20 protein-coding genes and 3 pseudogenes are annotated in these 21,788 nt (G+C 65.1%); 15 read left to right on the forward strand and 8 right to left on the reverse strand.

Annotated elements, in window-relative coordinates; translation table 11 throughout:
• Positions 1–46 precede the first annotated feature (46 nt).
• The gene (locus CSQ99_RS05460) at positions 47–931 is read left to right on the forward strand and encodes an alpha/beta fold hydrolase (protein ID WP_425437782.1); all 885 of its coding nucleotides are present in this window, start codon (positions 47–49) and stop codon (positions 929–931) included.
• On the forward strand, positions 928–3,852 hold the full coding sequence (locus tag CSQ99_RS05465; protein ID WP_099038033.1) for an aminotransferase: 2,925 nt from the start codon (positions 928–930) through the stop codon (positions 3,850–3,852). Before CSQ99_RS05460 ends, CSQ99_RS05465 begins: the two co-directional genes overlap by 4 nt.
• A gap of 125 nt (positions 3,853–3,977) precedes the next feature.
• On the opposite strand, the gene budA is transcribed toward CSQ99_RS05465, so the two are convergent.
• A complete protein-coding gene (gene budA / locus CSQ99_RS05470; RefSeq protein WP_099038034.1) occupies positions 3,978–4,805 on the reverse strand; it encodes an acetolactate decarboxylase in 828 nt (275 codons plus the stop codon).
• A gap of 6 nt (positions 4,806–4,811) precedes the next feature.
• Positions 4,812–6,482, reverse strand: coding sequence for an acetolactate synthase AlsS (alsS, locus tag CSQ99_RS05475; RefSeq protein WP_099038035.1), 1,671 nt, complete (start codon positions 6,480–6,482; stop codon positions 4,812–4,814).
• A 72-nt stretch (positions 6,483–6,554) separates the two neighbouring features.
• On the opposite strand from alsS, the pseudogene CSQ99_RS05480 reads away from it, so the two are divergent.
• Positions 6,555–6,937: pseudogene (locus CSQ99_RS05480) on the forward strand (nuclear transport factor 2 family protein).
• Between the two features lie 79 nt (positions 6,938–7,016).
• Here the strand turns inward: CSQ99_RS05480 and CSQ99_RS05485 are convergent.
• Positions 7,017–7,988 carry a hypothetical protein gene (locus tag CSQ99_RS05485; protein ID WP_099038036.1) on the reverse strand — a complete coding sequence of 324 codons (972 nt, stop codon included), beginning with the start codon at positions 7,986–7,988 and terminating at the stop codon, positions 7,017–7,019.
• A gap of 31 nt (positions 7,989–8,019) precedes the next feature.
• On the opposite strand from CSQ99_RS05485, the gene CSQ99_RS05490 reads away from it, so the two are divergent.
• Positions 8,020–8,802, forward strand: a complete 783-nt coding sequence (locus CSQ99_RS05490) for an adenylate/guanylate cyclase domain-containing protein (RefSeq protein ID WP_099038102.1) — start codon at positions 8,020–8,022, stop codon at positions 8,800–8,802.
• Here the strand turns inward: CSQ99_RS05490 and CSQ99_RS05495 are convergent.
• Positions 8,799–8,975: a hypothetical protein gene (locus tag CSQ99_RS05495; RefSeq protein ID WP_099038037.1), complete on the reverse strand. Its 177-nt coding sequence runs from the start codon at positions 8,973–8,975 to the stop codon at positions 8,799–8,801. The two genes, CSQ99_RS05490 and CSQ99_RS05495, sit on opposite strands and share 4 nt — an antisense overlap.
• 41 nt (positions 8,976–9,016) lie before the next feature.
• On the opposite strand from CSQ99_RS05495, the gene CSQ99_RS05500 reads away from it, so the two are divergent.
• The gene (locus CSQ99_RS05500; protein ID WP_099038103.1) at positions 9,017–9,706 is read left to right on the forward strand and encodes a guanylate cyclase; all 690 of its coding nucleotides are present in this window, start codon (positions 9,017–9,019) and stop codon (positions 9,704–9,706) included.
• On the opposite strand, the gene CSQ99_RS05505 is transcribed toward CSQ99_RS05500, so the two are convergent.
• Together CSQ99_RS05505 and CSQ99_RS05510 are read right to left on the reverse strand one after the other, a co-directional pair.
• Positions 9,703–10,683: an LmeA family phospholipid-binding protein gene (locus tag CSQ99_RS05505; RefSeq protein WP_245908705.1), complete on the reverse strand. Its 981-nt coding sequence runs from the start codon at positions 10,681–10,683 to the stop codon at positions 9,703–9,705. The genes CSQ99_RS05500 and CSQ99_RS05505 overlap by 4 nt on opposite strands.
• A gap of 62 nt (positions 10,684–10,745) precedes the next feature.
• Positions 10,746–12,068, reverse strand: coding sequence for a S1C family serine protease (locus CSQ99_RS05510; protein ID WP_099038038.1), 1,323 nt, complete (start codon positions 12,066–12,068; stop codon positions 10,746–10,748).
• 88 nt (positions 12,069–12,156) lie between these two features.
• Between CSQ99_RS05510 and CSQ99_RS05515 the strand changes: the two are divergent.
• The 8 genes and pseudogenes from CSQ99_RS05515 (at position 12,157) to CSQ99_RS31975 (ending at position 17,973) form a co-directional block, all read left to right on the forward strand.
• Positions 12,157–13,350: pseudogene (locus CSQ99_RS05515) on the forward strand (acyltransferase family protein).
• A 254-nt stretch (positions 13,351–13,604) separates the two neighbouring features.
• Entirely contained in the window at positions 13,605–13,898 is a 294-nt protein-coding gene (locus CSQ99_RS05520) for a hypothetical protein (RefSeq protein ID WP_099038039.1), read from the forward strand.
• Between the two features lie 71 nt (positions 13,899–13,969).
• Positions 13,970–15,337 (forward strand): DUF1254 domain-containing protein, encoded by a 1,368-nt coding sequence (locus CSQ99_RS05525; RefSeq protein ID WP_218014577.1) that lies wholly within the window; start codon positions 13,970–13,972, stop codon positions 15,335–15,337.
• A gap of 1 nt (position 15,338) precedes the next feature.
• Complete coding sequence (locus tag CSQ99_RS05530; RefSeq protein WP_099038041.1) at positions 15,339–16,733, forward strand: DUF1254 domain-containing protein; 1,395 nt, start codon at positions 15,339–15,341, stop codon at positions 16,731–16,733.
• Positions 16,734–16,871: 138 nt separating this feature from the next.
• Entirely contained in the window at positions 16,872–17,300 is a 429-nt protein-coding gene (arr, locus tag CSQ99_RS05535) for an NAD(+)--rifampin ADP-ribosyltransferase (RefSeq protein ID WP_099038042.1), read from the forward strand.
• 71 nt (positions 17,301–17,371) lie between these two features.
• Positions 17,372–17,539, forward strand: a complete 168-nt coding sequence (locus CSQ99_RS31230) for a hypothetical protein (RefSeq protein WP_245908707.1) — start codon at positions 17,372–17,374, stop codon at positions 17,537–17,539.
• A pseudogene (locus CSQ99_RS31970) lies at positions 17,506–17,763 on the forward strand (class I SAM-dependent methyltransferase); the annotation flags it as partial. The gene CSQ99_RS31230 and the pseudogene CSQ99_RS31970, both read left to right, overlap by 34 nt.
• Complete coding sequence (locus tag CSQ99_RS31975) at positions 17,764–17,973, forward strand: hypothetical protein (protein WP_245908733.1); 210 nt, start codon at positions 17,764–17,766, stop codon at positions 17,971–17,973.
• On the opposite strand, the gene ychF is transcribed toward CSQ99_RS31975, so the two are convergent.
• Complete coding sequence (gene ychF, locus CSQ99_RS05545) at positions 17,974–19,047, reverse strand: redox-regulated ATPase YchF (protein ID WP_099038043.1); 1,074 nt, start codon at positions 19,045–19,047, stop codon at positions 17,974–17,976.
• Between the two features lie 84 nt (positions 19,048–19,131).
• On the opposite strand from ychF, the gene CSQ99_RS05550 reads away from it, so the two are divergent.
• Complete coding sequence (locus CSQ99_RS05550) at positions 19,132–20,154, forward strand: DUF6542 domain-containing protein (protein WP_099038044.1); 1,023 nt, start codon at positions 19,132–19,134, stop codon at positions 20,152–20,154.
• 3 nt (positions 20,155–20,157) lie between these two features.
• Here CSQ99_RS05550 and CSQ99_RS05555 read toward each other — a convergent pair whose 3' ends face one another.
• Positions 20,158–21,159, reverse strand: a complete 1,002-nt coding sequence (locus CSQ99_RS05555) for a 4-hydroxy-3-methylbut-2-enyl diphosphate reductase (RefSeq protein ID WP_099038045.1) — start codon at positions 21,157–21,159, stop codon at positions 20,158–20,160.
• Positions 21,160–21,211: 52 nt separating this feature from the next.
• Between CSQ99_RS05555 and CSQ99_RS05560 the strand changes: the two genes are divergently transcribed.
• Entirely contained in the window at positions 21,212–21,775 is a 564-nt protein-coding gene (locus tag CSQ99_RS05560) for a lipid droplet-associated protein (protein ID WP_099038046.1), read from the forward strand.
• Positions 21,776–21,788 lie beyond the last annotated feature (13 nt).

Genomic DNA, 21,788 nt, shown 5'->3' on the forward strand with positions numbered 1-21,788 from the left:
CTCGGTAACGTGAGGCTCCGGGGCCAGCCTGGAGGATGCCGTGAGTATGACCCGCAGCGAACCGCAAACCGTGAAGTTCCGCGGTAGCGAGGACATCACCCTGGTCGCCGACGAGTGGAACCGCGGGAACTCCGACGCTGGAGCCGCCCCGGCGGCGACATCTGATTCCGATCAGCCGACGGTGCTGATGCTGCACGGCGGCGGCCAGAACCGGTTCTCGTGGAAGGGCACCGGACAGATCCTGGCCGATCAGGGCCTACATGTGGTGGCACTGGACAGCCGTGGCCACGGTGACAGCGACCGGGCGCCGAACGCGAATTACACGGTGGACGCGCTGTGTGACGACACCCTTGGCGTCATCGATCAGATCGGGCGTCCGGTGGTCCTGATCGGCGCCAGCATGGGCGGAATGACCGGAATGCTGGTCGCCTACGTCGCCGGACCACAGAAGGTGACCAAACTCGTGCTCGTCGATGTGGTGCCGCGGTACGAAAAGGACGGCAGCGCCCGCATTCGCGACTTCATGGCCAGTGGTATCGACGGTTTCGCCTCGCTCGACGAAGCGGCCGACGCGGTCGCCGCCTATCTGCCGTATCGCAAGAAGCCCCGCAGCCCCGAGGGGTTGAAGAAGAATCTGCGACTGCGTGACGGCCGGTGGTTCTGGCACTGGGATCCGGCGTTCCTCACCGCGCCGACGGACGACCCGTTCGTCCGGATCGAGAAGCTCGAACGGGCGGTGATCGAGTCGACGATCCCGATCCTGCTCATCCGTGGCAAGCTTTCTGACGTGGTGAGTTCCGATGGTGTCAAAGACTTTCTGGAGAAGGTGCCCCGCGCCGAGTTCGTCGAGCTCTCCGAAGCCGGGCACACGGCCGCCGGGGATGACAACGATGCCTTCTCCGAAGTCGTGGTGCAGTTCGTCTGCAAGTGACCGTCAACCGCCGCACCGTCGGCTTCAATTTCCTGGAAGAGCCGGAGTTGCCGGCGCCGCAGGTGAGCGAGGAGCAGGCCGAGCAGATCCTGCACGAGCACTACGGATTGCGGGCCCGCGCGAAATCGCTTGGTAGCCAGCAAGACCGGAATTTCACCGTCATTTTAGACGACGGGGTGATCGCCGGGGTGCTGAAGGTCGCGAACCCGGCCTTCAACGAAGCCGAACTCAACGCTCAGGATCTGGCGGCGCACCAGATCGCCGCGGCCGAACCCGACTTGCGGGTCGCGGTTCCACTTCCCAACCTCGCCGGTGAGAAGTGCACGACCATAACGGGTTTGGTTGATGGCACCGCGTACATCAGGCTGCTGCAGTATCTTCCGGGCGGAACGCTGCTCGAGGCCGGCTATCTGTCGCCCGCCGCAGCGGCCGGTCTCGGCGAGGTGGCCGGCCGGGTGAGCCGGGCGCTCGCCGCATTCACCCATCCCGGGTTGGACCGGATCCTGCAATGGGATCTGCGCCACGGCGCCGACGTTGTCGCCGAACTGATTTCACACGTTGCCGATCCGGCGCACCGGACCGCACTCGAGTCAGCGACGCAGGCGGCGTGGTCTCGCATCGCGGCACTGGCCGAAGACCTGCCCCGCCAGGCGGTGCATCTCGATCTCACCGATGCGAACGTGGTGGTGTCGCGCGATCGTGGGTTCGCACACGCCGACGGGGTCATCGACTTCGGGGATCTGACTGACAGCTGGGCCGTCGCCGAACTGGCGATCACGGCGTCATGCGTGCTTGGGCATGCGGGCAGCCACCCGGCCTCCGTGCTGCCGGTGGTCCGGGCGTTCAACGACATTCGGCCGCTGTCGGTCACCGAGGCGGAAGCATTCTGGCCGCTACTGGTGCTGCGCACCGCGGTACTGATCGTCAGCGGCGCGCAGCAGGCCGCGCTCGACCCCGACAACGACTACGTGACCGGGCAGTCCGACGGCGAGTGGCGCATGTTCGAACAGGCCACCTCGGTCCCGATCGAGGTCATGACCGCGGCGGTCAAGGCCCACCTCGGACTGGCCCCGGCCTCTTATGCGGTCGAGGTGACGTCCAAACTCGTCGACGTCGCCTCGGTGGTGACACTGGACCTGTCGACCACGTCGGATTGCTACGACGACGGACGATGGCTCGCAACGGATGTCGCGGATGTGCAGGCGCGCGCCGCCGTTGACGGCGGCGCCGATCTGGCGGCCACCATGTTCGGTCAGCCGAGGCTGGATCGGGCGCCGAAATTGAGTGATGAGAGCCCCGCGGTCGTACCAACCGGCATCGGCCTGTGGCCGGCGGCCGACACCGCCCTGCTCGCCCCGTGGGACGGCGAGATCATGGATGCGTCGCCGGACTCCGTCACCTTCCGCGGTGGCGGTTACGAGTTGACCCTTTCAGGTGTGGAGGCGGTCGCGACGGGCAGCTTGCGGGCCGGCGGGACCCTTGCGCAGGCACCGGCCCAGCAGTGGGTGCAGCTTGGTGTCCGGCCGGCCGGCGCCCCGGTGGCCCCGCTGTTCACGACCGCGGAGTTGGCGCCGGGCTGGCTTGCGTTGGCACGGGATCCGCGACCGCTGCTCGGGTTGGGTGCGAGGGAGGCGCGGACTGCCCGCGATTTGCTGTCGCGCCGCGACGCGAGTTTCGCCCAGGTGCAGGAGCACTACTACCGCACGCCGCCGCAGATCGAACGCGGTTGGCGCAACTACCTGCTTTCGACCCGGGGCCGGTGTTACCTCGACATGGTCAACAACGTGACTGTGCTCGGCCATGCGCATCCGCGAGTCGCCGACACCGCGGCCCGTCAGCTTCGCAAGCTGAACACGAATTCGCGGTTCAACTACGAGGCGGTGGTCGAGTTCAGCGAGCGGCTGGCGGCCACCCTGCCTGACCCGTTGGACACCGTGTTCTTGGTGAACTCCGGTTCGGAGGCAAGCGATCTGGCGATCAGGCTGGCCACAGCGGCGACCGGCCGGCGCGATGTGGTGGCGGTCAGGGAGGCCTACCACGGGTGGACTTACGGCACCGACGCGGTGTCGACCTCGATCGCCGACAATCCGAATGCGCTTGCGACCCGGCCGGACTGGGTGCACACGGTGGAGTCGCCCAACAGCTTCCGTGGCAAGTACCGCGGGGCCGATGCGGTGCGGTACGCCGGTGATGCGGTGCAGCAAATCGAGGAACTGATCGCCGCCGGCCGAGCGCCCGCGGGCTTCATCTGCGAAAGCGTCTACGGCAATGCGGGCGGCATGGCGTTGCCCGACGGCTACCTGCAACGGGTGTATGCCGCCGTGCGCGCCGGCGGCGGGCTGGCGATCTCCGATGAGGTTCAGGTCGGGTATGGCCGCCTCGGCGCATGGTTCTGGGGATTCCAGCAGCAAGACGCGGTGCCCGACGTCGTGTCGATCGCCAAGTCGACGGGCAACGGCTATCCGCTCGGCGCGGTGATCACCAGCCGCGAGGTCGCCGACAGATTCGCATCGCAGGGCTACTTCTTCTCGTCGACCGGTGGCAGCCCGCTGTCGTGTGCGATCGGCATCACGGTGCTCGACGTGTTGGCCGATGAGGCGCTGCAACAGAACGCCTCTCGAGTCGGCGCGCACCTCAAGGCAGGGTTGCAAGCACTGCAGCAGCGGCATCCGATCATCGGCACCGTGCACGGAATCGGGCTGTACCTGGGCGTCGAGATGGTTCGTGATGCGCAGACTCTCGAGCCCGCAACCGAGGAGACTGCCGCGATCTGCGACCGCATGCTCGAACTCGGCGTGATCATCCAGCCGACCGGCGATCATCTCAACATCCTGAAGACCAAGCCGCCGTTGTGCATTGATGTCGAGGGGGCCGACTTCTATGTCGACACCCTGGACAGGGTGCTGACTGAAGGCTGGTAGGCCCTCGTGATGTGTTTGGCCGGGTGGAACCTGGCTGCGGTCGTGGCATGGACGGTCGGCGCCGCGTTCGGCGTCGACCTCAGCACCATCGGATCGCGGCCGTCGCGGGCGCGATTTACGTTGTTTCAGTGAGCTTTGGCAGATGACCCGCCGCCTTCGGCTTTGCGGATCTGCTCGTCGGCCGCCCCGGGCAGAGGCATCGGGGTGGTCAGGAACGCTCCCGACTGCGGCAGGCTGAGGTGCAGTGCGGTGATGGTGTCGATCGCGACGGCGCCGCTGGTGAGGGTGAAGTCGAGGCAGTGACCGCCTTGGGTGCGGCTCTCGTCGAGGAAATGCAGGTGGTACCCGGCCACGGTGATCCCCTGCTCATAGCTGGGGCTGAGGTAGCCGGCGAGCGTTCCCGCAATATCAGTGAACGTCGCTTCGGCTTGTCCCTCGGTGGCCTCGGTCAACGTCGGATAGGGCCGGTGCTGTCGTGCGACGGTCCGTGTCCTGACAGTGCTGAAGTGGCCGGTAACCCGGATGGCATAATTCAGATTGGGGCTTGGAATCTGTTCGGAGACAAGAGTATCGAGCTGTTGATAGGTCATCGGGGCATGCACAGTCGACGTCGCCTGCGGGCTGAAGTACGTCACCGCGGCGAACGGTGTCTGCTCGCTGTCGGACGCGACCCGGGCGGTCCCGTCGGATCGCAACTGATAACAGATCCCGTCGAGGATGATCATCTCACCATCGAGGCTGTTGAAGGTCCCCAGTCCGAAGTCACCGTGGGTGAGTAACTCGCCGATCGTGACCTCACCGTCGTAAACGCCGCCCAGCAGCGCTTCCAGCGTTGAGTACTGGAACACCTCGCGGGAGGCCTGGGGCGTGCTGGACGTCGTCGACGTGAGTGGGAGATGATGATGAAATACCTTGGCGAGCCGTGCGATTCGACTCCGCGCATTATCAGTCATAGGGGGTCAGTGGAACGCATCGTCGTGGAGTTGTTGCCCCAGATCGACGTTGTGACTGTAGTCAACGGGCACGTCGATGATGCTGACTCCTGGCTCGGCAAGCGCGGTTTCGAGCGTGCTGACGAACTCCGCCATTGTGTTAACGCGGTAGCCGTGCGCCCCGAACGCGGCGGCGTAGCTCACGGTGTCGTAGGAACCGAGTTGGATCCCGGAGGTACGGCCGTACTTCATCACCTCTTGGAACGCAACCATGTCGTAGGTGTCGTCGCGCAGGATGATGTGGGTAAGCGTCACTCCGAGCCTCTGTGCGGTTTCGAGTTCCTGTGCGGAGAACAGGAATCCGCCGTCACCGGATACCGAGACGATCTGCGTGTCTGGTCGCACCAGGGCGGCCGCGATAGCCCACGGAAGCGCGACGCCCAGCGTCTGTTGCCCGTTGGAGAACAACAGGTGCCGCGGTCGGTAGCACCGGAAGTGCCGGGCCATGTAGATGTAGTTCGAGCCGACGTCGCACGCGACGGTCGCGTCGTCGCTGAGGTGGTCGCGCAGGGTGAGCACGACGGCGGCCGGATTCAGTCCGTGCTCGGATTCTGCTGTTGCTCTTGCCTGTTGATCGATGGCGGTGAGTCGGTCACGCTGTTCAGCGATGGCGTTGTTCACCTCGGCGCCGACTCGCAGGCCGCTCAGCAGCGGCGCGAGTTCGCCGAGGGTCGCCGCGACATCGCCGTGTAGTTCTATTGCCGGCCGATAGTGGTTGTCGATGGCGGCGGGCACGGCATCGATGTGGATGACCGTCCGGGTCGGGTCGGTATTCCACAGCTGCGCGTCGTATTCCACCGGGTCGTAACCCACGGCGATGACGACATCGGCGCGTGCGAGCACGACGTCGCCGGGTTGGTTTCGGAACAACCCGACCCGCCCGAGATAGTGCGTCTCGAGTTCGCGGGAGATCACCCCGGCGGCCTGGAACGTTTCGACGACCGGTAGGTCGGTGTCGGCAATGAGTCGGTGCAGTGCCGCGGTGATCTCGGGGTCTGAGCCGCGGTCACCGACGAGCACCACAGGTGCGTGCGCCGCCAATACGGCCTCGGCGGCCCGTGTGATGCCCGCCGCCGGAGCGGATCCCATCCGGGGAACCGTGGGCATCGTCGTCAGTGCCGCCGCCGTCACCGCTGCGGCGACATCGGCGGGCAACAGCACCGCGGTGGCTCCGCGTGGATGGGTGGCAGCGAGACGGAACGCGTTGGCTACAGTCTCGGCGACATCATCGGGGGCCGCGACCTCGCCCACGTACTTGGTGACGGCGCCGAGTAAGCGTGCCGCGTCCATGGATTGGTGCGTGCGCTTGAGCCTTTGGTCGCGGTTGACTGCACCGCAGATGGCCACCACCGGATCCTGCTCGGTGGTGGCGGTGACGAGGCCCGTCGCCAAATTAGTGGTTCCCGGCCCCGACGTCACGAGGACAACGCCCGGCGTACCCGTCAGCCGGCCGATCGCCGCTGCCATGAAAGCTGCGTTCTGTTCATGGCGGCACACCACGAGTTCCGCCGTCCCCTCGAGCAGCGCATCGAAGACGGCGTCGATCTTGGCGCCGGGTATTCCGAACACGTAACGGACGCCTGCGAGGTCGATCGTCTCGACAACCCGCTGGGCCGAGCGAACCGGCGTCGTGTCCATCAGTCATCTCCTGCATCAGGTCGCGGGAGGCCAGCCTACCGAGCAAGCCCCGATTCAAGGTATGACAAGGGGATGACACAAACCCCTGATGCGCTGGTGACCGAGTTCTGCAAGAAGTGGGCCCCGACGCGGCCGAGTTGGCCTCCTACTTCACCGAAGACGGCGTGTACCACAACGTCCCGATGGATCCGGTGACCGGACCGGAGGCGATCAAGGAGTTCATCGCCGGGTTCACGGCGGCGTTCGACGGCATTGACTTCCAGGTGCACCGGCAGGTCAGCGACGGCTCAGGCACGTCCGGGATCGTCATGAACGAACGCACCGACGTCATGCGCCGCAAGGACGGCGGTGAGATCGCGCTGCCGGTGATGGGCGTCTTCGAGGTCGTCGACGGCAAGATCGTCAAGTGGTCGGACTACTTCGACATGGCGACGGTGACGAAGGCGTTCGCCTAGCGGACGACCCACTGCCGAGTGTGCCGTTTGATGCGCTGTACCGGCGTGTCGCGGACGAAACCGCACACTCACGGTTCGCCTAGGCCAGCAATGGCACCGTTTCATGGCGGACGTCGGTGAGGATCTCGAACATCGCCCGCCGGGAAGCGACCAGCTCCCCACGTGCAAATGCCCTGCCCGCCACCTGCATTCGGCACGTCGCAATGGCCGAGTTGTAGCAGTACCTCTGCCCGCCATCGGTGTCGGTATAGGTCAGGCCGATGACGTCTTCGGGTTCGACGATTATCTCCCCCTCGATCATGTGATCCCCGATCCGGCCGCCGAACGTCCACGAGAACGGCCGATAGCGGGCGTGCGTCTGCAGGCTGTGCAGGACCGAGCGCACCGCGAATTCCTCGCCGGCGTGCCGGAATACGAACAGCGTCGCCGCAGGCGTCAGCACCGGGCCGATCGCGGCGCGTGCCGTCACGATCTCCAGCGTTGAGTCCGGTGCGTTATCGAAGCCGCACACCTGGCCGAAGGCGTAGGACGGTGTGTGTTTGGAACCCCAGTTGTGGTTGACGCTGCCGGTCCAGTCGTCGAGGACGACGCGTGAGTCATCGAGTTCGAGCAAGCCGTTGAACCGCGCCAGCGGGTGTCGCACCGTGGTCTTGGCCGTCGGGACGCGCGCCCGGTAGGCCCGCTCGGTGAGGAGCTTGACCGGCTCGTCGGTCCCCGGGGTGATCCGCAGGTCCCAGCGCGCGGAGCGGGCACCGCCGGTGACGACGCCCTGTGCCGAGCGGTCGTCGAGGGTGGCCGCACCGATGCGCGCGGTCCAATCGTCGTAGTCGTAGGTGGCCGCATCGATGGGATAGGGCTCCTTGAGCGCGCGGTTTCCCGACCCGTCGGGGTCGAACACCATCACCCACACATCTGCGACCGGCTCCCCCACCGTCGGCAACAGCAACGTCTCGCGCAACCACAGCGCCTGCGGCCGGTCCGGATGGTTGGCCCGGATGTAGCGACTCTCGTAGTACGGGGCCTGCCCCGACATCGCCGGCATCGGTGACATCACGGCTTCAGCATCCAATACTTGACCCGTGATGGGTGCACAGATCGCGGCGTACGTGCTCGGAGCGATCGCCGCGGTGGAGGCCGTCGCACTCGTCGTGCTCTATGTGCAGCGCAACCGCGAGCGCGAGGAACTCGAAGAACTGCGCACCCGTGTCGACACCAGAAACATGCTGCTCTCCGGTGGTCGCGAAGCTGTCAAGACCGTATGGCAGACGGCCAACATCCTGCGCAAGGACGGGTTCGGGGCAGCGGTGCGGTCCTCGATCGAAGACCTCGCCGACTGGGCCGAGGTCGAACGTCCGGACCTGGCGCGGCTGGCACCGAGCGGGAGGGTCGCGATCCTGTTCTCCGATATCGAGGGGTCCACCGAACTCAACGAACGCATCGGGGACCGGGCCTGGGTCAGGCTGATCAGCAGGCACGACAAGATGGTGCGCCGGCATGTGTCGAAGTATTCGGGTCACGTGGTGAAGAGCCAGGGCGACGGTTTCATGGTCGCTTTCGCCCAGCCGGACCAGGCGGTGCGGCGCAGCCTCGACATCCAGCGCTCACTTCGTCGGGAATCCGAGAGCATTCGGGTGCGTATCGGGATCCATGTGGGCAAGTCGGTACGGCGCGGCGACGATCTGTTCGGGCGCAACGTCGCCATGGCCGCCCGCGTGGCCGGTGCGGCCGACGGCGGTGAGGTGTTGGTCAGCAAGGAGGTCCGCGACGCACTCACCGAGGTGGACGGCTTCGCGTTCGACGGCGGCCGCGACGCCGACCTCAAGGGGTTCAGCGGGACCTACCGGCTTTACGCCGTCGCGGCTTAGTGCTTCTTGTCGTCCTTGGCTTCATCGGCCTCGGCGACGCGCTGATGCAGCCTCGCGCGGATGTCCTCGGGCGTGTACGCGTTGCGGCGACGTTGATCGCGCGCGACCAATGCTCCGCCCGCCACCACACCGGCGACCCCGGCCAGCCCGACCCACTTCCAGATGCCACGCATACCGAGAGTCTGCCTAAGCTGTGGCGGTGAATCCAAGCACCGTGTCGCTGGCGCAGGCGCTCGATGAGACCCGGACCGGTGATCTGTGGCTGTTCCGAGGCAGTTCAGGGCCCGATCGGGCTATTCAGACGATGAGCAACAGCCCGGTCAACCACGTCGGAATGACGATCGCGATCGAGGATCTGCCGCCGCTGATCTGGCACGCCGAACTGGGCGACAAGCTGACGGACATGTGGACGGGCGGCAATCACCGCGGAGTCCAGCTCAACGACGCACGCCAGGTCGTGGAGCGATGGGTGCACAACTACCACCAGCGCTGCTGGTTTCGTGAGCTGACGCCATACGCCAATCGCGACCAGGAGGACCGCGCCCTCAAAGTGGTTGCCCGCATGGACGGCACGCCGTTTCCCAGCACCGCAAAACTGACTGGGCGGTGGTTTCGGGGCCGCGTGAACACCGCGGACTTCACCCGGGGAATCCCGTTCCTGCACAACAAGGTTCGCGAGGCCACGCAACGCAAGAAGCAGGAGAAGCTGCAGGTCGGCCTCGAGACCGCCTACTGCGCCGAAACCGTCGCCATCGCCTACGAGGAGATGGGACTGCTGTCGACGGAGAAGCACTACAACTGGTTTGACCCCGGGGTGTTCTGGAGCGGTGACGATCTGCCGCTCGCGCCCGGCTACCAGCTCGGCGACGAAATCGCGGTCGTGGTCCCGCCGAGCGGGGGCTAGAGGCCCGCGAAGCAGGGGTTGGCGTCCTCGTTGGGAATCGACGCGTTCTGACTGGAGAATTTTCCGACGACGCCCGCACCGGTCACTTCGACGCTCTCGGCGCGGATTCCGAGCGGGTAGTTGTCGTTCAGCTTCTTCGTCAATCCGTCCAAGGCGCTCTGCACCGCATCCTTTGGCAGCGGGCCCGTCACCTCGAGGACTTCCAGGTTCAGGTCACCGTCAGTGACGACGGGTTTGGCGGTGACGTTGTTGTCGCCGGCCTCCAGGATCACCGTGCCCGCGGCGGGGTCGGTGCGCACACCGGTGACGAGATTGCCCACGCCGGGCAGGTTTTCGGCGACGGTGTCCTTGATGCCTGCCGACTTCCAGCTCAGCGTCGCGTCGAGCGATCCGATGGTGCCCTTGGAATCTCCGGACTCGTGCAACCGGACGTCGACGAGGGTCACCTCGGCCGTCATACCGTCGGCGCTCTGTACCCGGTCGCCGTCGGTGGTGACCGAGATATTGGTGTAGTCGCCGGTGAAGTACTGCCACAGAAAGGGCGGATTCACACCGAAGGAGACGGAGGCGCCGTCCTCGACGACGCATTCGGCGACCGCCACCAAGATCGAGTCCGCACGGTGCCTGGCGAAGAGTTCGCCACCGGCAAGCCCGCCGGCCACCAGGGCGAGCACGATGATGCCGATCAGCACGATCGGCTGACGGCTGCGGCGGCGCGGGCGCGCCGGGGTTTCGGTGAACGGTGGCGGCGGCGCCTGCGTCGACGGGATCTTCTGCGTCGGACTCGCGTCGGCCGGCGATTCAGCCCGCCGGATTTTCCTGGTCGGCCCCGTGAGCGGGGACCGTCGCTGCGCGCGGAGCTGATCGGTGGGCGGCTCCGGACGTCCGGCGGATGGCAGGCGCTGGGTCGTCGGGTCCGGCGGTGGCCCACCCCGGCCGCGCCAATCAGGCTGGCCGGGGCGTTGCGGCGGTGTCACTTGCGCGATTGTGCCCGATCCCACTGTGGTGCGACAGGCCGATCAACGGCGCGGCACCGCGACTATGCCTGCCCGAGGGTGACGTCGGTGGTCTGAGCTGCGCCGGACCCGTCGACGTAGGTGAGCGTGACGGTGTCACCGGGCGCCTTCGACCGCACCGCGGCGACCAGCGCCTCGGGCCCGTCGATGACCCGGTCATCGACCTTGGTGACCACCGAGCCGCTGGGCAGTCCCGCCTGCGCGGCGGGGCTTCCGGCGACGACCTTGGCGATAGCTGCACCGCTGGCGGTGGGGTCCTTGCTGAGTTGCACGCCGAGCGAGCCATGGGTGGCCGTGCCGTTCGAGATCAATTCATCGGCGATGCGCTTGGCCTGATCGGAGGGGATGGCGAAGCCGAGGCCGATCGAGCCGTTTGGCGGCCCGGAGCCCTGTTGGCTGCCACCGAGGGTCGCGATCGCGGAGTTCACCCCGATCAGTTCACCGTTCATGTTCACCAGCGCACCGCCGGAGTTGCCCGGGTTGATCGCTGCATCGGTCTGGATCGCATCGATCACCGAGGGCGCCTCACCGGAACCATCCCCGGCAGAGACTGGACGGTTCAGCGCGCTGACGATTCCCGTTGTGACGGTTCCCTGCAGGCCCAGGGGTGAGCCGATGGCGACCACGTTCTGGCCGACCTGCACATCGGCGGACGAGCCGATGGTGATCGGCGTGAGGCCCGAAACCCCTTGGGCGCGAACCACGGCGAGATCGCCTGAGGGATCGGTTCCCACGACCTCGAACGGCACGGTCTGGCCGTCGGAGAACGACACGGTGGCTCGTACGCCGCCACCACTTCCGTAGCCCGACGGGGCAGCGGCGGAGGCGACCACGTGATTGTTGGTCAGGATGAGCCCGTCCGAGGTGAGAACGATGCCGGAACCCTCGCCACTGGAACGGCCCGAGTCGATCTGCAGCTTGACCACACTGGGCATCACCTTGGCGGCGACTTCCTCCACCGAACCGGCCGGTAGGTTGGCCGCCGGCCTGGTCGACGGCCCTTCGGCCACCGCGGTCGGCCCGACGGAGGCCGGGTCTGACTGGCCCGCCACAACAGCCGCACCGATGCCGCCACTCACCACCGCGACCGCGACGGCTCCGCCGATCATCTTGATATGTCCACGCGACCGCTTCGGCCGTTGAACGGCAATCGGTCCCGTAACATCTTCACGCACAGTGTGATACGCGCCATAGGGCGGCGTCGCCGCTTGACCTGGGTGGCGCCAGTCCCACGGAGAGCGATACGATTCGGTTCTGACGTCATCCGGGCGTGCTTGTCCCCTAACATGATCCGCGTAGGGCGGACGGTGTGGATATCGCGGGGCTCGCGGCGGGGTGTTGGTCATGACGTCTTCTTCGCTCCTGAATCTTCAAATTGCACAGTTGATTAGACAAGCCTGCCTGGACCATCTGAGAGTGGACTGAGAGATACCTATGGATAGCCGACGACTTTTCCTGCCCCGCAACGGGGATCGGGTGGCGTCGCTCACCGGTCTGCGTGCACTCGCAGCGCTGCTGATCATCGGAACTCACGCGGCATACGGCACTGGGCAGCTGACGAATGGCTACCTTGGGGCGCTTTACGCGCGTCTGGAGATCGGCGTCCCGATCTTCTTCGTCCTCTCCGGGTTTCTGTTGTTCCGTCCGTGGCTGCGAGCGGCTGCAGGTGGAACGTCGCCACCGTCGTTGCGCCGCTAAGTATTTCACCGGTTGCGGCGTATCGCTCCTGCCTACGTGGTCGTGGTCCTGGTCGCCTTTGCGCTGTACCAATTCCGTGACGCAGGCCCCAACCCCGGGCACACCTGGAAGGGCCTTTTGGAGCATCTCACCCTGACGCAGATCTACGAACCGGTCTACTTCTTCGTGATGCATCAGGGGCTGACGCAGACCTGGAGTCTGGCCGTCGAATTCGCCTTCTATGCGGCCCTGCCGTTGTTGGCCGGGCTGCTGCTGGCGGTGTTGTGCAAGGGGATCTGGCGGCCGGGACTGCTGCTTGTGGGCCTTGGGGGCCTGGCCGCGGTCACCCCGGTATGGCTGTGGCTGCAACACGCGACCGACTGGCTACCCACCTCGGCGGGCATGTGGCTGCCTGCGCATCTGCTCTACTTCGTCGGCGGAATGGCGCTGGCGGTGCTGCAGGTCCTCGGCGCGCGGGTGCGGCTACTGATCGCAGGTCCGCTCGCGGTGGGCAGCTTTCTGCTCGTGTCAACGTCGATCGCCGGTGACGTCACCACCGGTGATGCCACGCTGTGGCAGACGCTGGCGAAAGTCGCCCTCTACGCCGCCGTCGCCTGCTCAACGGTCGCCGTGTTGGTTCTTGGCGAGAGCAATGGCTTCCAGCGACTGCTGAGCTCAGCTCCGGTCGTCAGGCTCGGCGAGATTTCTTACGAGATCTTCCTGCTTCACGTGATCATCATGGAGATCGTGATGGCGTCGGTGTTGCGCTGGCCGGTCTTCACCGGCTCGTGGATCGCCGTCTTCGCAGTGACCCTGGCATTGACGATTCCGCCTGCCTGGTTGCTGCACCGGTGGACGCGGCCGGGCTGGACTACTTCTGCCCCTCGAGTAGGTGAGCGCACGGATCGCTGTCGGCGTCAACCGATTCTGGCATCGGGTAGTCGGTCTTGATCAGCAGGTTGCCATCGTCATCCCAGGCGAATATTTCTATCTTTTAGGCGATTTGGACATTCGGTCCGGCGCCGAAATGACTCTCGCCGACCCAGGCCATCTCATTGCCGTTGAACTGAGCCGTGAGCGTCTTCACCGTGAGGATCGACTGGAACATGTCGTGCACCTCAGCTGGGGTTCGAACACGCGCCACCGATCGCTAGCTGAAGGTGCAGTCGCTTGATAGCGTCCGATGCGATGGGCGGAGCGAACAGATGACGATCGTGGTGATGGACGGCCCGACGGCCTCGGCGCTCGCACAGATCCTGCCATTGCTGCTGTTGACGCTGATTCTCGAACTGCGACGTACCGCGCTGCATCGCAGGGTTTCCCGCATCCTCTTCGGTGCATTCTTCGTGGTGTTCGGTGTCATCGAGACGGTGCTGGTGTTGTCGATCGACGGTGAGCTCTACCCATTTCAGTGGGGCGACCTGCTGTCCGCTATCACCATCTTTGGATTGCTCGCGATGATTCTCGCGATTTCCTTCATCGAACCGCGCGACAGCTGACTAGGTGTCGCGCGTTTATTCGATCGAAGCTCGGTCAATTACCTCTAGGGTCGTAAATGAGGAGGCGCGGAGTGTCTGAGCCGAATCCCACCGCCGGTACTGGGGAAGCTTTTGACGACGCGCTGTTGACTACTCCCGCCAGCCCAGAGGTCATCACCGCCGGTCTCGAGGCCGATGGTTATCAGCTCGGAATCTCGGCGTACTGCTGGGGCTATCCCCTCGTGCGGATGGAGCGCGTCATCCGGACGTATTCCGACGTGTCGTCGGGAGTTGCCGCTACGAGCTATCGCGCGCCGATCAACACGATCGGATGGGCGCGAGAGCTTGCCACCCCGGCAGCAAAGGACATGCCGACCGCCAACAACGACACCCTGTACATGAGCGCCGTCGTCGTCCTGGACGAGCCGATGGTGCTATCGGTTCCAGATACCTCGGATCGCTACTACGTCGTCAACGTCTTCAACATGTGGCAGGAGCTTGAGCACTACATCGGTCGAAGGACGACCGGCACGAAGTCAGCTCGCTACGTCCTGGTGCCGCCCGGATGGACCGGAACCCTGCCAACCGATGCCACGCGCCTCGACGTCTCGACCAACAAGGCATGGTTGTGGGGGCGGCTGCGCATGGCTCAGGACGAAGCCGCGGGCCCGGTTCACGACTTGCAGGACCACTTCACCCTTCAGTCAACGAGCGGGACCACGAGTTCGCCCGAGTTGTCCGCTCTGCCCTCGATTTCCGGTCACGAGCTCGGGTTCTTTGAGCATCTCGCGTTTGCGTTGACCTCGAATGCCGTGAAGCCGGCCGACGAGGCACTCTTCGGTCAGTTCGCCCGAATCGGCCTTACGGCAGAGGGATTCGACGAGTCCAAGCTCTCAGGCTATGCGCGTCGCGGTGTGGTGCGCGCGCTAAACGATGGCCCGGCCGTGGCGATTTCGTCCTTCGGCAGTACCGCGACGGTACGCAACGGCTGGAATTGGGTCACCGGACTCGACAGCTTCGGCTTCAACTACCCGATGCGTGCCATGGTCGCCGGGCCATACCTCGGCGGCAATGGCGAACGGGAGGCGATGTATCCCATCCGCTACACCGACGCCGACGGCCAGACACTCAGCGGCGCAAACAAATACGAACTGACCATGGCCTCCGAACCGCCCGTCGACGCGTTCTGGTCGCTCACCATGTACAACGCTGCCGACAAGATGCTCGTTGAGAATCCCATCCAGCGATACAAAGTGGGAACCGACACCGAAGGGTTGAAGAAGCGAGCCGGCGGTTCGGTCACCATCGCCATTCAGAACGAGCAGCCAGCCCAGGCGACGGATACGAACTGGTTGCCCGCCCCGGCAGGCGATTTCTACGTGATCTTACGTATGTACCAGCCCACCGACGCGATCCTCGACGGAACCTGGCAGTTACCTCAGGTGACGCGTCAGAACTGACATGGACAGAAGAACTGAACCGCAGGGCGGTCAGCCGCCCGAGGGTGCGACGTGCTCCGTCACGGATTTCGATTATCAGATCAAGTACCAGCGTGCGTTCGAGGCTGCGTTGTGGTGCCTTCCCGCTGTGGCGATCTACAGCTTCCGGCGCGCCGCTTTCGATGATCTCGGCCTGAGGGACAACGACATCATCGCCTACTCGGGAACCGCCACGCCGCAACTCGAAGCGATCACCGCGAACAGCACCACGCCCTATATCACCGCGTTCACAGATCTGCGCCGAGGCCCGGCGGTGTTGGAGATCCCCGCAGCAGGTGCCGACGGCAGCGTGTACGGGCAGGTAGTCGACGCGTGGCAACTGTCGATAGCCGACGTCGGGCCGTCGGGAGTAGACAAGGGCGATGGCGGCAAATTGCTCATCACCCCGCCCGGCTACCGCGATGTGGTGCCCGAGGGGTATATACCGGTGGCGTCGCCGAACTTCCGTGTTGCGCTTGCCTTCCGGTCCGTACCGGCCGCGGGCAAGACCGTCGCCGACGCCTACCGCTACGCCCAGCGGCTCCGGCTCTACTACCTGTCCGAGGCTGCCGATCCACCCGAACAACGCTTCGTCGACCCCATCGACGTCCGCTACCCCACACTTCCGTTCTACGACGAACGCCACTTCGTCGACTTGCACGCCATCACCAGCGTCGAACCCGTCAAGCCTCAGGACAAGGTCATGATGGGGATGCTGGCCACGCTGGGCATCAAGAAGGACCAGCCCTTCGCGCCCGACGAGACCGCCAATCGGGCGATGCGCCAGGCCGCCATCGACGCCTGGGCGTTCTTGCAACACTGGTTCGACACCTTCCCGACCGACAAGCTCTACTGGCCCGATCGGCACTACGCCTCGCTGCTGCAATCAGACGAAAACAGCACTTTCACATTCGTCTACGACGATCACATTGATTTGATCGGCCGTGCCGCGGAGTATTTCTGGTGCACGTACATGCCGAAGGTGCTCAGCGACAGTCCGGCCACGCAGTATCTGATGGCGATCGCCGATAACCAGGGAAAGCCGCTCGAAGCAGGTCAGCTCTACAAACTCGATGTGCCTGCAGACATGCCAGTCACCCAATTCTGGGCACTGACGGTCTACGACCGCGCAACCATGGCCTTTATCTACAGCGAGACGAACCGAACCACCCTGTCCTCCTACGACCTCGACACGATGACGAAGAATGCCGACGGTGGCGTGACCATCTATGTCGGCCCGTCACCGCACAAAGGTCTTGAATCCAACTGGATTCCGACCGAGGGCAAGCGTCCTTTGCCCGCCGTGCGGTTCTACGGCGGGACCGAGGCGCTGAACACGAAGACATTCACAATGCCGGACTTCGAAGCCGTCAGGTGAACTGCGCCTTCATAGCACCGCGGGACAGCTGACTAGGCGGCTCCCACTTTCAAACTATGGCAGGGCGGGGGGCTTGCGGCAAGACCCCCTAGGTGCCGCAGACTCGTCCGACCAGACCATCGACGGACGGAGAATCTTGTGCCCGAGAGCCCGAAACCCTTTGAACCACATGAGTCCGGTGCGTTTTTGCACGGCACCAAGGCCGACCTGGCGGTCGGTGACGTGCTGGTACCCGGGCATCGGATGAACTACGACAGCGGCCGCAACGCCAACCACGTCTATGTCACCCAGACGCTCGACGCCGCCACCTGGGGAGCCGAGATGGCGGTCGGCGAAGGCCGGGGCCGCATATACCTCGTGGAACCGACGGGCGCCGTCGAGGACGACCCGAACGTGACCGACAAGCGGCACCCCGGAAACCCGACTCGCTCCTATCGCACCCGAGAGCCCGTACGAATAATCGGCGAGATCACCGACTGGGTGGGTCATTCACCGGAACAGATTCAAGCCATGCGCGACACATTGGCCGATTTGGCGCGACGCGGTCTGGACGTGATCTACGACTGAATCCGCTTCCGCTTCACATTCAGGCGGCCCGGGTGCCAAATTCAGTATCTCAGCCGTAATAGGTTTGTTCCGTGGCCGACCGCATCGTCAGGCGCCGCTACACCGAGGTGGCTGACATCTACATCAGTAGGTTCGGCGCCATCTCTGCCGTCGCCCCGAAGACCTGCGTTTTGTGGCGCGGAATTTCGGGCGATGCCAGGGCGATGTGCTTGATGTCGGGTGCGGTCCCGGCCATCTGACCGCCTACTTGACAGATCTCGGCCTGACGGCGCAGGGCATAGACCTGGTACCTGCATTCATCGATAACGCCCGCTCGAACTGGCCGAACATTGATTTCGCGATCGGCTCGCTACACACCCTCGATATTCCAGATCGTTCACTACGCGGGATCCTCGCGTGGTACTCCCTGATTCACTGCGAACCGAGGAGCCTCACAGCAGTTTTAGCCGAGTTCCGCCGAACGATGTCCAGAGGCGGCACTCTGGTGGTGGGTTTCTTCGACGGCGATGACGTCGAAACCTTCGACCACAAGGTGACAACCGCCTACCGCTGGCCCGTTGACCGAATGTCACAGATGCTATCGAGGGCCGGGTTCGTCGAAGTCGACCGTGCGCAGCGAGCGGGCACTGATCCAACGCGGCGGCACGCCGCACTTGCTGTGCGCGCCGAATGACTAGACGTTGAAGCGGAACTCCACCACGTCACCGTCGGCCATGACGTAGTCCTTGCCCTCCATGCGAACCTTGCCCGCGGCCTTCGCGGCGGCCATCGATCCGGCCGCGATCAGGTCGTCGTAGGAGACGATCTCGGCCTTGATGAAGCCCTTCTCGAAATCGGTGTGGATAACCCCGGCCGCTTTCGGCGCGGTGTCGCCCTGGTGAATCGTCCACGCGCGCGACTCTTTCGGCCCCGCCGTCAGATACGTCTGCAGCCGCAGTGTGTGAAAACCCGCGCGCGCCAACGCATCCAGGCCCCGCTCGGTCTGGCCGATCGATTCCAACAGCTCGGCGGCCGACTCGTCGTCGAGCTCCTGCAGTTCCGCCTCGATCTTGGCGTCGAGGAACACCGCGTCCGCGGGCGCCACCATCTCTCGCAACGCTGCGACCCGTGCGTCGTCGGTGAGCACCCCCTCGTCGGCGTTGAAGACGTATAGGAACGGCTTGGTCGTCAGAAGATTCAGCTCCCGCAGCGCCGAGACATCCGTTCCCGCAGCGAACAGGGTCGTACCGCTATTGAGGATCTCCTGCGCCGCCAACGCCGACTCATGCACCGGACGGCGGTCCTTATGCGTGCGCGCCTCTTTCTCCAGCCGTGGCAGCGCGCGCTCCAGCGTCTGCATATCGGCGAGGATCAGCTCCGTCTCGATCACCTCGATATCGGACTTCGGGTCGATGCGGCCGTCGACATGCGCGACGTCGTCGTCGGTGAACACCCGCACCACCTGGCAGATCGCATCGCTTTCGCGGATGTTGGCCAGGAACTTGTTGCCAAGGCCCGCACCTTCGGAGGCGCCTTTGACAATTCCGGCGATATCAACGAACGTGACCGGCGCATGGACGATCTTTTCCGAGTCAAACATCTTCGCGAGCTCCGTGAGTCGCGGATCGGGCAGGGCGACGACCCCCTCGTTCGGCTCGATCGTCGCGAACGGGTAATTCGCCGCCAGCACGTTGTTCCGCGTCAACGCATTGAACAGCGTCGACTTGCCGACGTTGGGCAGTCCCACGATTCCCAGATTCAAGCTCACAGGCTCCAGAGTCTAGGAGACTGTGACGGGCTCGCCAGCAGCGCGCTCACAGCCTCGCCAAGCAATAGCCGGTACGGTCTACATGTGTCAGCGCAGCGCGCGCGGTCGGCCGTGACAGCCGACCATCGTTCCGTGCACCCCAATATCCCGGGCGTTCCGTGGTGGGGTGCTGTGCTCATCGCGGCCACACTGATGGCGGTGGGATTCGCCTACGACGCCGGTTCCGGCGCCAAAGAGTTGACGTCGGTGTTCGCAGGCACCTATGTCGTCGGCTGCATCTTCGCGGTGCTGGCGGTGCGACAGGCCGGAATCTTCACCGCCGGCATCCAGCCGCCACTGCTGCTGTTCGCCGCGGTTCCGACGGCGTACTTCGTGTTCACCGGCAGCCAACTCTCGAATATCAAAGACACGCTGATCAACTGCGCCTATCCGCTCATCGAGCGCTTTCCGCTGATGTTCTTCACCTCCGCTGTGGTGCTGCTCATCGGAATGGCCCGTTGGTACGCCGCGATGTCCTCGCGTCGGGGCGCGCCAAGCGCAGCGGCCGAGGAGGAGTCGAGCGGCGGCGGACTGGCCGAGGCGGTGTCATCAAAGATCTCCGCTCTGCTGGCCGGCCGCGGCGCCGACAAAAAGGTCGACAAGGCCGACGAGCCGCCGCGGCGGCGAAGCACAGCCGCGCGCCCCAGCCGATCGACGAGTCGCACACCCAGGCCAACGAGCCGCACCGCACCGGCGCGATCACGGCATGCCCGGCCCCCGGATACGGAGTACATCGAGCCCGTGGCCGAGCGGCCGCGCCGCCCGCGCCCCCGCAGGCAGGCCGAGCCACCCGTCGAACCGCGCCGCAAACCCCGCTCAGAGTCCGGCAGGCGCAGGCGCCCCTACGACGACAAGCCACCGTCGGATCGCCGCGCCGGATACGAGCGCCCCGAGCGCCGGCGACGCTACGACGAGGACCAGCCGCCCCTGCACGGCAGCAACGGCAACGGCACGCATCACCCGGTATCGCGGGTGCGCTATCGCGGTGGCGAAGACGGCGAAGATTACGCGCAGTACCGCCGACCGCCGCGGGACCGGGCCGTCGAAAGCTGGGAATACGACATCTGACCGTTAAACGCGGGCCGGCCGGATCTCTCTGGGTAGGGCGAAAACCAGCGTCTCATTGGCTGTCGTGACCGGCTGCACGGTGTCGTAGCCGTACTCGGCGAGGCGCTCGAGGACTCCACGCACGAGCAGTTCCGGCACGGATGCGCCGGACGTCACGCCGACAGTCGTCACATCGTCGAGCCAAGCGGGGTCGATGTCTTCGGCGTAGTCGACCAGATACGCGGCATCGGAGCCTGCGTTCAGTGCGACCTCGACCAACCGCACAGAGTTCGACGAGTTCTTGGACCCGACGACGATCACCAGTTCGCACTCCGGCGCCATCGCCTTGACCGCGACCTGACGATTCTGGGTGGCGTAGCAGATGTCGTCGCTTGGCGGATCCTGCAGCGTCGGGAACTTCTCCCGGAGCCGGCGCACGGTTTCCATGGTCTCGTCGACGCTGAGCGTGGTCTGCGACAGCCAGATGACCTTGTTGGGATCGCGCACCGTGACGTTGTCGACGGCGTCGGGGTTGTCTACAACCTGAACGTGATCGGGCGCTTCGCCGGCGGTGCCGACGACTTCCTCGTGGCCGGTGTGACCGACGAGCAGGATGTCGTAATCGTCGCGGGCGAAGCGCTTGGCTTCGTTGTGCACCTTGGTGACCAGCGGACAGGTGGCGTCGATGGTCCGGAGGTTGCGTTGGGCGGCCTCGACGTGGACGGTCGGAGCGACGCCGTGCGCGGAGAACACGACGAGGGAGCCCTCCGGCACCTCGTCGGTCTCCTCGACGAAGATCGCACCCGCCTTGGCCAATGTCTCCACGACGTGCACGTTGTGGACGATCTCGTGGCGGACGTAGACCGGTGCGCCGTGCTTCTCGAGCGCTCGCTCGACGGTCTCAACAGCGCGATCGACCCCGGCGCAGTATCCGCGCGGCTCGGCCAGCAGCACCCGCTTGCCCGAAACGCCACCGGTCACCGAGCTCGATGCGCCCGGAATCCCCATGTTGATTGTCGGTGGCATGTTTCCAGGGTACTGACACGCGGGGTAATCAGGCCAACCGTAGGGTGGGGCCATGGCAACCGCACCATATGGGGTCCGTCTGCTGGTAGGGGCGGCAGTGACCGCCATCGAGGAAACCCGCAAGATTCCGCAGACCATCCTCACGTACCCGATGACCGTGGCCAGTCAGCTCGCGCATCTCGTGATGAAAATGCAGCAAGACGTCGCTGACCTGGTCATCAAGGGGGACGAGACCATCGAGTCGCTCTTCCCGCCGAAGGAAGAGCAGCCCGAGTGGGCCACCTTCGACGAAGACCTCGACGATGGGCCGTCAACACCGGTGGTGGACGGGGAACGCCTCACGGAGGGTCGTTTCGCGCTGTTCACCGGCGGTGAACCCGAATCCGACGACAACACGAAATCCGCACCGCCCGCCCAGTCGACGTCCGCGAGTGCGCCCGAGATCGTCGAAGAACTCGAATACGAGTCGCTCACGCTGGCACAGCTCCGGGCGCGGCTGACCGCGTTGCGGGTCGCAGACCTCGAGGCACTGCTGGCATACGAGGACGCCACCAAGGCACGCGCACCCTTCCAGACGCTGCTTTCCAACAGGATCACCCGCGCGACCGCGAAGTGACCACCCCCAGCGC

Source organism: Mycobacterium neglectum, assembly GCF_002591975.1.
GTDB classification, from domain to species: Bacteria; Actinomycetota; Actinomycetes; order Mycobacteriales; family Mycobacteriaceae; genus Mycobacterium; species Mycobacterium neglectum.